The 13133-nt window shown below is 73.7% G+C and carries 13 protein-coding genes; 5 read left to right on the forward strand and 8 right to left on the reverse strand.

Going from position 1 to position 13133, the window contains the following annotated elements; translation table 11 throughout:
• Window positions 1–326: 326 nt before the first annotated feature.
• The 3 genes from AC069X_RS12415 to AC069X_RS12425 are packed head-to-tail and all read right to left on the reverse strand — an operon-like array spanning window position 327 to window position 4130.
• Complete coding sequence (locus AC069X_RS12415) at window positions 327–953, reverse strand: TetR/AcrR family transcriptional regulator (protein ID WP_478727803.1); 627 nt, start codon at window positions 951–953, stop codon at window positions 327–329.
• Between the two features lie 29 nt (window positions 954–982).
• A complete protein-coding gene (locus AC069X_RS12420; RefSeq protein WP_478727804.1) occupies window positions 983–3076 on the reverse strand; it encodes a YhgE/Pip family protein in 2094 nt (697 codons plus the stop codon).
• Entirely contained in the window at window positions 3048–4130 is a 1083-nt protein-coding gene (locus AC069X_RS12425; RefSeq protein WP_478727806.1) for an ABC transporter ATP-binding protein, read from the reverse strand. The genes AC069X_RS12420 and AC069X_RS12425 overlap by 29 nt, the downstream gene beginning before the upstream one ends.
• Before the next feature lie 284 nt (window positions 4131–4414).
• Here AC069X_RS12425 and AC069X_RS12430 point away from each other — a divergent pair, with 284 nt between their 5' ends.
• The 5 genes from AC069X_RS12430 to AC069X_RS12450 all read left to right on the forward strand — a co-directional run bounded on the left by AC069X_RS12430 (window position 4415) and on the right by AC069X_RS12450 (window position 8647).
• Window positions 4415–4906, forward strand: coding sequence for an SAV_6107 family HEPN domain-containing protein (locus AC069X_RS12430; RefSeq protein ID WP_478727808.1), 492 nt, complete (start codon window positions 4415–4417; stop codon window positions 4904–4906).
• 73 nt (window positions 4907–4979) lie between these two features.
• Window positions 4980–5738: a methyltransferase gene (locus tag AC069X_RS12435; protein WP_478727810.1), complete on the forward strand. Its 759-nt coding sequence runs from the start codon at window positions 4980–4982 to the stop codon at window positions 5736–5738.
• Between the two features lie 318 nt (window positions 5739–6056).
• Complete coding sequence (locus AC069X_RS12440; protein WP_401252724.1) at window positions 6057–6458, forward strand: DUF3040 domain-containing protein; 402 nt, start codon at window positions 6057–6059, stop codon at window positions 6456–6458.
• A 100-nt stretch (window positions 6459–6558) separates the two neighbouring features.
• Window positions 6559–7182 carry a DUF4126 domain-containing protein gene (locus AC069X_RS12445; RefSeq protein WP_478727812.1) on the forward strand — a complete coding sequence of 208 codons (624 nt, stop codon included), beginning with the start codon at window positions 6559–6561 and terminating at the stop codon, window positions 7180–7182.
• 31 nt (window positions 7183–7213) lie between these two features.
• On the forward strand, window positions 7214–8647 hold the full coding sequence (locus AC069X_RS12450; protein ID WP_478727814.1) for a phytoene desaturase family protein: 1434 nt from the start codon (window positions 7214–7216) through the stop codon (window positions 8645–8647).
• Between the two features lie 55 nt (window positions 8648–8702).
• On the opposite strand, the gene AC069X_RS12455 is transcribed toward AC069X_RS12450, so the two are convergent.
• From AC069X_RS12455 to AC069X_RS12475, 5 genes are all read right to left on the reverse strand, one after another.
• Window positions 8703–9596 (reverse strand): hypothetical protein, encoded by an 894-nt coding sequence (locus AC069X_RS12455; protein WP_478727816.1) that lies wholly within the window; start codon window positions 9594–9596, stop codon window positions 8703–8705.
• 51 nt (window positions 9597–9647) lie between these two features.
• Window positions 9648–10562: a methylenetetrahydrofolate reductase [NAD(P)H] gene (gene metF, locus AC069X_RS12460; protein WP_478727818.1), complete on the reverse strand. Its 915-nt coding sequence runs from the start codon at window positions 10560–10562 to the stop codon at window positions 9648–9650.
• A gap of 79 nt (window positions 10563–10641) precedes the next feature.
• Window positions 10642–11280 carry a thiamine phosphate synthase gene (gene thiE / locus AC069X_RS12465; RefSeq protein WP_478727820.1) on the reverse strand — a complete coding sequence of 213 codons (639 nt, stop codon included), beginning with the start codon at window positions 11278–11280 and terminating at the stop codon, window positions 10642–10644.
• 76 nt (window positions 11281–11356) lie between these two features.
• Window positions 11357–11722, reverse strand: a complete 366-nt coding sequence (locus tag AC069X_RS12470) for an Rv2175c family DNA-binding protein (protein ID WP_042803199.1) — start codon at window positions 11720–11722, stop codon at window positions 11357–11359.
• A gap of 101 nt (window positions 11723–11823) precedes the next feature.
• On the reverse strand, window positions 11824–13065 hold the full coding sequence (locus tag AC069X_RS12475) for an NAD(P)/FAD-dependent oxidoreductase (protein WP_478727823.1): 1242 nt from the start codon (window positions 13063–13065) through the stop codon (window positions 11824–11826).
• Between the last annotated feature and the right edge of the window lie 68 nt (window positions 13066–13133).

Below are 13133 nucleotides of genomic sequence, written 5' to 3' on the forward strand. Positions count from 1 at the left end.
GGGACACCCCCCCCCACCCCCAAAACACCCAACCAGCCAAAAGACCGCTCCCCCCGTGTGTTCCCCCCCCCCCCGCCCCCCCCCCCCCCCCCCCCCCTCTCCCCCCCCCCCCCCCCCCCCCCCACCGGCGTTCTGTTCCCCCTGGCAAGTAGCCGGCCCGCTCCGCGGCCCCGTGTCCGCGGTGCGGGCCGGCCCGTTCTTCCCCCGCCCCCAGTCTGCTGTTCGCGCAGGTCGGAGCCATCCGTACAGGTACTCATCCGTGCGCCTAGGTACGGATACTCAGTTCTACGCCCCCGCGCCCCACCGACGGCACCGCCGACCGGGGGTCACCGGTTCCCGCTCACCCGCCCCCGCAGCAGCAGCGACAGCGCCGAGTGGACGTCGTCCAGGGACCGCTCGCTCTGGAAGGCCTGCCAGTCGAGCGCGGCCACCAGCACCATCCCGACCAGCGCGGCCGCCGTCAGCGGCACATCGATCTCCGCGCTGAGTTCGCCCCGTTCCACGCCCTCCCGCAGCACCGATTCGACGACCGCGACCGCCTCGCCCCGCACCACCATCAGGGTGGACTGCCAGGCGCGGTTGGTGCGCCAGAGTTCGGCGACGTACAGCTGGGTGAAGGCGGGGTACCGGTCGATGAAGACCAGGCCCGCGCGGATCATCCCGTCGAGGGCCTCGATCCGGCTGCCGCCGCGCGCCTCGGTCTCGTCGGCCGCCGCCCGCAGCGAGGCGGTCAGCAGACCGACCCCGTGCCGCAGCAGCTCCTCGAAGAGCTCCGTCTTGCTGGCGAAGTTGTAGTAGACGGTGCCCTTGGCCACTCCGGCCCGCTCGGCGATCTCGTCGACCGTGGTCGCGGAGAAGCCCTGTTCGGCGATGAGCGTGACGGCCGCCTCGTACAGCTTCTGGCGCGTTGCCTGCCGCCTGGCCCCGCCGGCGGTGGTGCTGCTGCTTTCCATGGCGCTGATTCTCACAGGTCAACAGCCCCTTACAGGCTCAGTTCCGGGTGCAGTCGGTCCATGGTCCACACCTGCTTGCCGCGCGCGGCGAGGGCGGTGAGGGCCAGGGCGCCCGCGGTGAAGGCCACCAGGACGGCGCAGCCCTGCCACACCGGGGTGAGGTCGCCGCCGGTGATGAGGCGGCGCAGGCTCTCGACGATGTACGACATCGGCAGGTACGGGTGGATGTCGTTGAAGAACTCCGGGCTGGTCTGAACGGGGTACGTGCCGCCCGCCGAGGTCAGCTGGAGCATCAGGACGGCGAGGACCAGGATGCGCCCGGCCGCGCCGAACTTGGCGTTCAGCCACTGGATGATCGCCGCGAAGCAGCCGGTGACGAGGAACAGGAACCCGATCGTGAGGGCCGGGTAGGCCATCTTCAGGCCGAGGTCCGGGGCCCAGCGGAGTACGGACATCAGCGCGCCCACCTGCGCGGCGCCGAGGCCGACCACGGGCAGCCAGCCCGCGAGGGCGATCCGCCAGGGCGAGGAGCCCGCGGCCAGGGCCCGCTTGTTCATGGGGGCGATCAGCATGTACGCGACCATCGCGCCGACCCAGAGGGACAGCGGGATGAAGTACGGGGCGAAGCCGGTGCCGTAGTTGGGCGCCTTGTGCAGGGACTGGTTGGCGAGCTGGACCGGGTCGGCCATGACCTGCGTACGGGCGTCGCGCTGCCGCTGGTCGTAGTCCGGGATCTTGCCGACGCCGTCGTGCAGGCCGCCGGCGAGCTGCCCGCTGCCGTCGACCAGCTTGAACATGCCGCCGTTGAGCTGCTGGGCGCCGTCGCCGAGCTTGCCGACGCCCTCGCCCAGCTTGCCGGAGCCGCCGGTGGCGGTGCCGATGCCCTTGTGCAGCTCGACCATGCCGGCGGCGACCTTGTGGGCGCCGTCGTTGAGGGCGTTGGCCTTGGCGACGGCGGCGTCGAGGTCGCCGGCGAGGCCGGGGGCCTTGTCGGCGAGCTCGCGGGCCTTGTTCTCCAGGTCGGTCAGCTGGCCCTGGAGCTTGGTGATGTCGCCCTTGGAGTTGCCGAGGACGGTGTTCGCGTCGGCGGCGAGCAGGGCGGCCTCGGCCGCGCCGTCCTTGAGCTTCTTCTGCGTGTCGCAGAAGCCGGCGGGCAGCTGGGGATCGGGCTTGACGCAGTACTTGGTGTAGGTGGAGTCCGCGAGGGCCGAGACCTGCTTGGTGACCGCGGCGGCGGCCGGGGCCTTCTCGGCGGCCTTGCCGAGGTGGTTGTTGACGACCTTGGCGGTGTCGGCGACCAGCTTGGCGGTGTCCGCGAGGTTCTTGGGGTCCTTGACGAAGGGGCGGGCCTTGGCGGAGGCGCTGTTGGCCAGGTCGACGACCTTCTGGGTGCCCTCGGCGACCTGCCGGGAGCCCGTCTCCAGCTTGCCGGCGGCCTCGTTCAGCTTCTTCAGGCCGCCGGTGAGCTCGCCGGACTTCTCCTTGGCCGTGTCGAGGCCGTCGGCGAGTTCCTTCGCGCCCTGCTGGGCCTTGCCCGCGCCGTCCTTGAGCTTGTCGGCTCCGTCGGCGGCCTCGGCGGTCTTGTCGTGGAGGTCGGAGAAGGAGACGAAGATCTTGTCGAGGAAGCCGCGGGAGGCGTTGGTGGACGCCGCCGCGCGCACCTCGGAGAAGACGGAGCGGGAGATCGAGCCGACGACGTAGTTGTTCGCGTCGTTGGTGCGGACCTGGAGGGCTCCGGTGGTGGGGTCGTCGCCGGCGCTGGAGGCGATCCGCTTGCTGAAGTCGGCGGGCATGGTGAGCGAGAGGTAGTACTTCCCGTCCTCCAGGCCCTTGGCCGCCTCGGCGGCGCCGACCTCGCGCCAGTCGAAGGTCTTGCTGTCGCGCAGCTTGCGGGTGATCTCCGCGCCGGCGTCGAGCCGCTTGCCGTCCACGGTGGTGCCCTGGTCGGCGTTGACGAGGGCGACGGGCACCTTGTCGAGGCGGCTGTACGGGTCCCAGAACGACCAGAGGTACAGGGCCCCGTAGAGCAGGGGCAGCAGGAGCAGCGCGACGAGGGCGGCCCGGGGCAGCTTCCCCCGCCCGAACCGCTTCAGCTCAAGCGCGGCCAGTTTCGGCGAGCGCATCGTCCGCCCCCTTCGTGTCTTCGTCTTCGTCTTCGTCTTTGTCGGTGCCGGTGCCGCTGTCGCTGTCGGCACCCGTGGCGGGGGCGGTCGCGGGGGCCGCCTTGGTGAGCCTGACCGGCTCGGGGGCCGGTTCCGCGTCCTGCGTGGCGGGCTCGACCGGCTCGGCGTCCGGTTCCGCGCCGTCTTCGGGGTCCGTGTCGTTGCCCGGGGTCGCGCCGGCGGAACCGGCGGGGAGGCCCCAGGTGATCTTCGGACCGTCGGAGGGGGCGGCGGCCGGGCGGACGGCGGCCTTCGCGGTGTGCCTACCGGTCCCGGGTTCCGCTTCCGCAGGCTCCGCGGGCTCCGCGGCGTCCGGCCCGGCGGCGCCGGTACGCAGTACCGTCACGCCCTGCGGGGCCTCGCTGCACACCGCGAGGACGGTCGTCCCCCGCTCGGCGAGCGAGCGCAGCAACGCCCAGGCCTCGACGCGTTCGGCGTCGGAGAGCTTGATGTCGAGGTCGTCGAGGGCCAGCAGCCGGGGCCCGCCCAGCAGGGCGATGGCCAGGGACAGCCGTACGGCCTCCAGGCGCTCCAGGTCGCGTACGGAGGTCCGCTCGCCCTTGGGCAGGGTGGCGAGGTCCAGTCCGACGGCGGCCAGGGCCTGGTCGATCCGGGTCCGGGCGGTCGCGCGGCGGTCGCCGCGCGGGCGCAGCAGGGTCCGCAGGGGGGCGTCGTAGCGCCGCTGGAGCATGGCCCCCTCGCGCAGCTGCTCGGCGACGGTGAGGGCCTGGTCGAGGTCGTTGACCCCGGGGACCGGGCCGAGGGCGGTGATCCGGCGGACGGCGGCCATCTTCTTCGGCAGCCGGTGGCGGCCGATCTCGGCGTGGCCCTCGGTGGCCTTCATCCGGCCGGTGAGGGCGAGGAGGAGGCAGGTGCGGCCGCTGCCGGAGGGTCCCTCGATCGCGATGAGCGAACCGGGGGCCGCGTCGATCCCCACCCCCCGGAACACCCAGCCGCGCGGGCCCTTGAGTCCGAAGCCCTCGGCCTTGACGGCGGCGCCGTGCGGGCTGTCCACGCCCTCCCCCTCCTTTTGAACTGACCGGTCAGTTCAAAAGCTAGCAGGTTCGGGACCACCGGACGTGCACGAGCGGACTTCCGGCCCGGTCCCCACAGGCCCTCGGCGCACCCCCGACGGCACGCGGACAAGCCCCCCGAGAGGCCCCCGACAGACCGCCGAGAGGCCACCGAGCGGGCGAATCCGCAGGTCAGCGCGATTGTCAGTGGGGGCCGTCACGATGGACGCACGAACGGAAACACGAGCGGCACCGCCGAGCACCACGCAACGACAGGAGGTTCGTCATGGCCACACCGTCCCCGTCCCCTGTCCACCCCGTCCCGCGCAGGTCGGCCGCACCACCGGCCGCCCTCGACCTGCTCGCCAAGGCCCGCAGCGGCCTGGCCGAGGCGGCCCTGCTGCCCCGGCCCAACGAGCGGTACGCCACCGCCCACCTGGCCGCGCTGCGCGCCGCCGCGGCCGTGCTCGCCGCCCGCGGGCGGCCCGAGCCGGTCAACCCCCGGCGGCGGCCCCGGATCCGCAGCGCGTGGGAGGTCCTGCCGGAGATAGCGCCGGAGCTGACCGAGTGGAGCGCGCTGTTCGCCTCGGGCGCCGGCCGCCGGGCCCGGGCCGAGGCGGGGATACGCGACGCGGCCAGTGTCCGGGAGGCGGACGACCTCGTGCGGGAGGCGGGGATGTTCCTGCGGCTGGTGGAGCGGATGCTCGCGCTCCAGCCCGTGGCGCCTTCGCCGCAGCCGCTGCCGCCGCCCCGCCCGGAGCGTCCGAACGCCGGATGAGCTGCCGGGTCGGCCGAGGCAATAGGGTGGGGCACGCACCGCCCCACCCTTACGCGCCGAGGAGCCATCAGCCGTGTCGGACACTTCCCGCCCCCGCGCCTCCCTCCGCACAGCCGTGGTGTGGGAGGTCCTCAAGGAGGCCCTCGACCGCCGGGTGAAGGCGACCGGGCGGGAGTCGCTCGAGGTGCTCGACACCGGCGGCGGCACCGGAAAGTTCGCCGTGCCGGTGGCCCGGCTGGGCCACCGGGTCACCGTGGTCGACCCCAGCCCGAACGCGCTGTTCGGACTGGAGCGCCGGGTCGCCGAGGCCGGGGTCGCCGATCTGGTGCGCGGGGTCCAGGGCGACGCCCAGGGCCTGCTGGAGGTCGTCGAGCGGGACGCGTACGACGCGGTGCTCTGCCACGGCGTGCTGGAGTACGTGGACGACCCGGCCGAGGGCGTGGCCAACGCCGTCGCCGCCCTGCGCCCCGGCGGCGTCCTGAGCCTGCTCGGCGCCGGCGTCGGCGGGGCCGTGCTGGCGCGGGCCCTCGCCGGGCACTTCACCGAGGCCCGCACCGCCCTCACCGACCCGGCCGGGCGCTGGGGCTCCGGCGACCCGGTGCCGCGCCGCTTCACCGCCGAGCAGCTGAGCGCCCTGGTGAGCGACGCCGGCCTGGAGGTCGGCGCCGTCCACGGCGTACGGATCTTCGCCGATCTGGTCCCCGGCGTGCTCGTGGACACCGAGCCCGGCGCGGTCGAGGCGCTGCTGCGTCTGGAGGAGGCCGCCGCCGAGCTGCCCGCCTTCCACGCGGTGGCCACGCAACTGCACGTCCTGGGCGAGAAGCCCGCCTGATCTGCGGGCTTGCTCGGACGGGCTCCGGCGGATCCCCTCCCTTCCGGCGCGCCGACCCGTATGATCGGGTGCACCGGTCGGCATGGCGGACTGCTCATTGGGGAATAAGCGCCTCAATGGCCGCCTTGGCGACGGTACGTTCGAAGCTGCCGTTCGTTCGGCACCGGCACCGGGGCGTCGTCCGTCCGGACGTCTCTCCAGGCCGGTGGTTTGCAGAATGTGGCGTAGAGGGCGGGTATCACGGGGGCGATTCCCCGCCTATCCTGAAGGGGACCCCTGGTCGCTACCCCCCGCGACCGACGGATGAGGAGGACTCCCGTGCCGCTCTCGGAGCACGAGCAGCGAATGCTCGAGCAGATGGAGCGAGCGCTGTACGCCGAAGACCCCAAGTTCGCGACAGCGCTTGAGGGCAGTGGACTGCGCACGTACACCCGGCGACGGGTCTACCAGGCAGTCGTAGGCATTGTGGTGGGTATCGCGCTCCTCATGACTGGTGTGATCTGGCAGGAAGTGCTCTGGATCAGCGTGGTGGGATTCCTCGTCATGCTGGCCTGTACGGTCCTCGTGGTCACCGGTTGGCGCAAGGCACCCAAGCCCGGCGAGCAGCCCGTCTCCGGAAGTGCAGGCGGTTCGGCCCGTGGCCGAAACCGGCAGCGTCGGTCGATGATGACCCGCATCGAGGAACGGTGGCAGCGCCGCCGTGACGAACAGGGGCAGTAGGCCCCGCACACACTCCGTCGTCGAGGGACGGCCGCACGCCCGCGGCCGTCCCTCGACGTTTCTTCGCACCTGATCGCCCGCGCTGCGGCATGCTGATCAGATGAGTGTGCTCCCCCTGGTCTTCACCAGCGGCTGGGCCAGCGGGATCAACGCCTACGCCGTGGTCCTGCTGCTCGGCGTCTTCGGCGCGACCGGACTGTCCGACGAGGTCCCGGAATCGCTCCAGCGCACCGACGTGCTGATCGTCGCGGGCGTGCTGTTCCTGTGCGAGGCCGTGGCCGACAAGATCCCGTACGTGGACTCCCTCTGGGACACCGTCCACACGGTGATCCGGCCCGTCTCCGGCGCGGTCGTCGGCGCCCTCCTGGCGGGGCAGAGCGGTTCGCTGTCCGACCTCGCCGCCGGAGCCGTCGGCGGCTCCACCGCGCTGGCCAGCCATTTCGTCAAGGCCGGCACCCGGATGGCGGTGAACACCTCCCCCGAACCCTTCAGCAACATCGCCCTGAGCACGGCCGAGGACCTGGGCGTGGGCGGCATCGTCACCTTCGCCATGTTCAACCCGCAGGCCGCCGCGGTCATCGCCGCGGTCCTCCTGCTCATCGGCCTGGTCCTGATCGTCTACCTCTGGAGCCGGATCCGCCGCTTCCGGCGGCGGCGGGCCCAGCGGCGCGAGGAGAAGCGGCTGGCCGCCGCCCGGGCCGTCGGCGGGGCACCGCCCGGCTGACCTGCTGACCTCGCTCGATAGGCTCAGCGCCATGGCAAGAATTGCGGTGATCGGCGCCGGGATGGGCGCGATGGCGACGGCGGCCCGGCTGGCCGTGGCAGGCCACCAGGTGACGGTGTACGAACGCGGGGACACCTACGGGGGCTCCGTCGGCCGGTACGAGCGCGACGGCTTCGCCTTCGACACCGGGCCGGGGCTGCTGCACCTGCCCGCCGTCTACCGCGACCTCTTCGTGAAGACCGGCAAGCGCCCCCTTGAGGACTGCGTCGACATGGTCCAGCTGGACCCGGCCGTCCGGCACGTCCTGGACGGCGCCGCCGTCACCCTGCCCGGCGCCTCCCGGGGCGGGGTCGCCGCCGCCCTCGACGGGGCCTTCGGCGCGGGCGCGGGCGAGCGCTGGAACGCCCTGCTGGGCCGGGCCCGCGACACCTGGGACGCCACCCGCCGCCCCCTGCTGGAGGAGCCCCTGCGCCCCGACTGGCAGGTGCTGGGCCACGACCCCTACCCGGCGCTGCGCGGCAGCGGCCTGCTGCGCCGCCGCACGCCGACGCTGGCCGAGGTGGCCCGGCGCGAGCTCGGCGGCGGGCTCGGGGAGCTGCTGGCCGGCCGGGTCATGGCGTACGGGCTCGACCCGGACGCCGCGCCCGCCGCGGCGGCGGCGCTGCCGTACATGGAGCAGACCTTCGGCAGCTGGTACGTCCGGGGCGGCATGCGCGGGCTGGCCACCGCCGTCTACGAGCGCTGCCGCGAGCGGAAGGTGGAGTTCGTCTTCGGGGCCGCCGTCCGCGCGGTGCTGACCCGGGACGGCAAGGCCTCCGGGGTGCGGCTGGCCGACGGCACCGAGGCCGCCGCCGACCACGTCGTCTGCGGCATCGACCCGAGGCAGCTGCCGAGCGCCTCGGTGCCCCGGCCGCGGGGCGGCGTACCGGCCCAGGGCGCGGAGGTGCCCGGGCGGCTGACCCTGCTGCTGGCCCTGAGCGGGTCCCGCCCGGCGGACGCCGTCCACCGCACGCTGGTGCACTCCCCCGGCTCCGCGGGCGTCCAGCTGGTCACGGTGCTGCGCCCGGACGACCCGGCCACCCGGCCGGACGCGGACCACGAGGCGGTCACCGTGAGCGCCGTGTGCGGCCCCGCGGGCGGTGCGCCGGTGCCGGACCCGGAGAAGCTGCTGGACCTGGCCGCACGGGCCGTCCCGGGGCTGCGCAAGCGGCTGCTGTGGCAGAAGGTGCGCACCCCGGCGGACGTGGAGGCGGCCACGGGTGCGCGCGGCGGCTCGGTGCCGGCGCCCGCGCTGCCGGGCGACGGCGGGCGGCTGCTGTACCCGTCGAACACGACGGCGCTGCCCGGGCTGTACCTCGCGGGCGGCTGGGCGCACCCCGGCGGCGGGCTCGCGCACGCCGGGATGACGGGGGCCCTGGTGGCCGGCCTGATCGTGGAAGGGGCGGGGTTCCGGGGCTCGCAGTGAGCCCCGGACCGCCGGACCGGGCCCCGGACCGCCGGGGCCGGGCCGGGGGTCCCCGTCAGTGGCGGTACTGGCCGCCGTACTCCCCGTTGCCGGGGTACGGGTACGGGTACTCCTGCGGCTGCTGCTGCGGGTCCTGCTCCGGGTAGGGCTGCGCGGCGGCGTCCGTGGCGCGCTGCTGCGGGACCCAGACCCCGCCGGGCGGGGTGTCCATGGAGTACTGCTGCTGGGCGGGGTCCGCGTAGGGCTGGTAGGCCGCGCCGTCGTAGGGCGGGGCCGGGGAGACCTCGCCGCCGGTGCCGATGTACGGGTCCGAGTAGGCGGCGTAGACCTGCTGCTCGCCCCCGGGGTAGTAGCCGCCCTGGCCCTGCTGCTGGTCGTAGTAGGCCGCGTACTGGTGGGCGTCCTGCTCGGCCGTGGTGAACGGCGAGGCGAAGGGGGCCGTGGCACCGGGCTGCTGCTGCGGCGGCTGCTGGGGCTGCGGCTGCTGGGGGGCGAAGCTCTGTATCCCGTAGGTGCCGGTCTCGTCCGGCAGCGGCTGCGGGGTGAACACCGCGGCCCGGGCGCCGGTGTCCCCGGCCGGGTCCTGGTCGCCGTCGGCGTACTCCAGGCCGGTGACCTCCAGCGCGGGCTCCGGGACCGGTGCGCCCCCGGAGCGCCGGCGTCTGCTCTGCGGCTCCTCCGGTGCGGGGCGCCCGCCGCGGCGCAGGGCCCAGCCGGCGACGAAGCCCTTCCGGAAGGAGAGCGTGACCAGGGTCTGGCCCACGGCGAACGCGGTCGCCCCGACGGCGATCACGAGCACCGACGGCAATATCACCCCGGCCACCACCCCGACGAAGCCGGTGAAGGCGAGCAGGCGCCAGCGCAGCCGGGCCTTGTACTGCATCAGGACCTCGGCAAGCAGCCACAACGCGACGATGCCGAACGCGATGTAGAGGACCGTCATTCCCATGCAAGGCCCCTCTCGGTACGGCCGCCCGCGCGGGAAGGTGGAGACGGCCGGTCAGGCCCGCTGGTGCAGGCCCAGGTTCTCGTAGATTTCGAGGGTCGCCGTGGAGTTGTTCAGCGTGATGAAGTGCAGCCCCGGGACACCCTCGGACAGCAGCCTCGCGCAGAACTCCGTGGCGAACTCGATGCCAATGGAGCGTACAGCGGCCGGATCGTCCTTGACGGCGAGCATGCGCTCTTTGACGTCGTCGGGGAAGACCGCGGTGCTCAGTTGCGGGAGCCGGTCGAGCTGCTTGATGCCCACAACAGGCATGACCTCGGGGATGATCGGGGTTTCACAGCCCGCCTTCGCGACGCTGTCGCGCAGCCGCAGATAATTCTCGGGATCGAAGAACATCTGGGTGATGGCGTAGTCCGCTCCGGCGCGGCACTTGTCCACGAAGTGCCGGATGTCCGTGTCCCAGTCCTCCGAGCGGGGGTGCATCTCGGGGAAGGCCGCGACGCCGACGCAGAAGTCGCCGGACTCCTTGAGCAGGCGCACCAGGTCGGCGGCGTAGTCCACGCCCTCGGGGTGCTTGACCCAGGGGCCCATGGGGTCGCCCGGCGGGTCGCCGCGCAGCGCGAGCATGTTGCGGATGCCGGCGTCGGCGAACTGGCCGATGACGTGGCGCAGCTCGGCGACGGAGTGGTCCACCGCGGTCAGGTGCGCGACGGGCGTCAGCGTGGTGTCGGAGGCGATCTGCTGGGTGGCGCGGACGGTGCCGCCCCGGGTCGAGCCGCCGGCTCCGTACGTGACGGAGACGAAGCTCGGGGAGACCGCTTCGATCCGGCGGAGCGCGTTCCAGAGGTTGCGCTCGCCCTTCTCGGTCTTGGGAGCCCAGAACTCGAAGGAGTACGAGGTTCCGGACGCGAGGAGGTCGCGGACGGTGTGTGCACGGTCCGACCAGGTGGAAGCGGTGCCAAGGGCCATACCGGCAGGTTAGACGCGGCCCGGCGGACACCGAAGCGCTGTCCACACCCTGGACAGTTTTTTGGACACCCCTTCGCGGTCAGGTGAGCCGGGCGCGGACCCTCTTGGCGAGTTCGGCGGCCGCCGCACCCGGGTCGGAGGCCTCGGTGATGGCCCGGACGACGACGACGCGGGTGGCTCCGGCGTCCAGGACCTCGTCCAGATTTCCCCCGTCGATGCCGCCGATCGCGAACCACGGGCGGTCCTGGGCGAGGGAGGCCGCGTACCGGACGAGGCCGAGGCCGGGGGCGTAACGGCCGGGCTTGGTGGGGGTGGGCCAGCAGGGGCCCGTGCAGAAGTAGTCCACTCCGGGCTCGGCGGCCGCGGCGTCCACCTCGGACGCTGCGTGGCAGGAGCGGCCGATCAGGACCCGGTCGCCGAGGATGGCGCGGGCGGCGGGGACGGGGATGTCGCCCTGGCCGAGGTGCAGGACGTCGGAGCCGATGGCGTGCGCGACGTCGGCGCGGTCGTTGACGGCGAGGAGCTTGCCGTGGCGGCGGGCGGCCTCGGCGAAGACCTGGAGGTGTTCGAGTTCCTCGCCCGCCTCCATGCCCTTGTCGCGGAGCTGGACGATGTCCACGCCGCCCGCCAGGACGGCGTCGAGGAACTCGGGGAGGTCGCCCTGCCGCTTGCGTGCGTCCGTGCACAGGTAGAGCCGGGCGTCGGACAGCTGCTGCATGGGAGTACCCCCCTGGTGGTGACGGTGTGCGGGCGGGCCGAGGTTACCCGGCCCGCCGCATCCGTGGGTCAGCCGGTCACAGGGCGAGCGCCTGGGCGCGCCGCTTCACCTCCGTGCCGCGGTTCTCCCGCAGCGCCTGCACGGGGGTGCCGGGCAGGGAGGGGTCCTCGGTGAAGAGCCACTCCAGCATCTCCTCGTCGGAGAAGCGGTCGTCCCGCAGGACGGTCAGCAGGCCGACGAGGCCCTTGACGACCTTGTCGCCGTCGATGAACTGGGCCGGAACCTGCAGGGCGCGGTTCTCACCCCGGCGTACGGCGATCAGCTGCCCTTCCTTGACCATCTGGCGGACCCGCGTCACCTCGATGTCGAGCATCTCCGCGATGTCGGGGAGGTACAGCCAGGAGGGGACGAGGGCATCGATCTTTGCGTCAATCTCGGTCACGGGCACAAGCCTGCCACTTCGGACGGGCGGCCGGTACCCGGCCCCGTCCGTCCGGGGCCGGGGCCGGGTCCGGCGGCCCTCGCTCCGGCCCCCCGCAGGCCTCAGACCAGGGCCGACTTCAGCGGAACGGCCGGGTCCGCGACCTTGGCCGGGTCGACCGGCGCGGCGGTCTCGATCAGCTTGCGGCCCTGCGCCAGGTCCCGGGGACGGCCCACGGCCAGGACCGCGGCCAGGGCACCCCCGCGCAGCCAGCACACCGACCAGGCGGCACCGGCCGGGTCGCCGCGCCACACCAGGGTGTCGGCCCCGCCGTGGTGGCCCGCGTACTGGACGAAGCGGCCGAACTGCTCGGACCAGAAGTACGGCACGGGGTCGTAGGGCTGGACGGGCTCCCCGGCCAGGATGTTCGCGGCGACGGCCCGGGGGCCCTGGAGGGCGTTGTCCCAGTGGTGGACGAGCAGCCGCGTCCCGTAGCGGGCCGAGGGGAAGGAGGAGCAGTCGCCGACCGCGTACACGCCAGGCAGCGAGGTGCGCAGGTACGCGTCCGCGGTGACGGAGCCGTCGGCGCCGAGCTCGATCCCGGTGCCGGCGAGCCAGTCGGTGGCGGGCCGGGCCCCGATGCCGACGACGACGGCCCCGGCGGGCAGCTCGCGGCCGTCCGCCAGCAGGACCCGGCCCGCCTCGATCCCGGCGACCTTCGCGCCGGTGAGCAGGGTGGCGCCGGCCTCGGCGTACCACCGGGCCATCGGCTCGGCGACCTCGGCCGGCAGGGCCCCCGCCAGCACCCGGTCGGCCGCCTCGACCACCGTCACCGCGCAGCCGGCCTCACGGGCCGCGGTGGCGAACTCGGCGCCGATCCAGCCGGCCCCGACCACGACGGTCTCGGGGGCGGCGGCCAGGACCGGGCGCAGCCGGGCGGCGTCGTCGAGGGTGCGCAGCAGGTGCACGCCCCGGACGCCCTCGGTGCCGGGGAGGGTCAGCGGGAGGGCTCCGGTGGCCAGCACGAGGACCTCGTACGGGACCGGTCCGGCCTCGGTGTCGACCTCGCGGGCGCCGGCCCGCAGCCCGGTGACCTCGGTGCCGAGGCGCAGGTCGATGCGCAGGCCCTCGAAGTCCACCTCGAACGCCGAGTCCTCGGCCTTGCCGAGCAGGACCGCCTTGGACAGCGGGGGCCGGTCGTAGGGCTGGTGGGGTTCGGCTCCCAGCAGGGTCACGGGGCCCTCGTAGCCCTGTTCCCGCAGGGCCACGGCGGTCTGCACGCCCGCCATCCCGGCGCCCACGATCACGACGCCGGGGCTCGTCTGTTCCGTCTGCTGATCCGTCTGTTCCGTCTGCTCGCTCACGCGGCCCAGCCTAGTGAGCTGACACCCCGTCAGGAACAGTGGGCGGAAAGATCGGCAGGCCGGCAGCG

Source organism: Streptomyces sp. NPDC043896 (genome assembly GCF_056435605.1).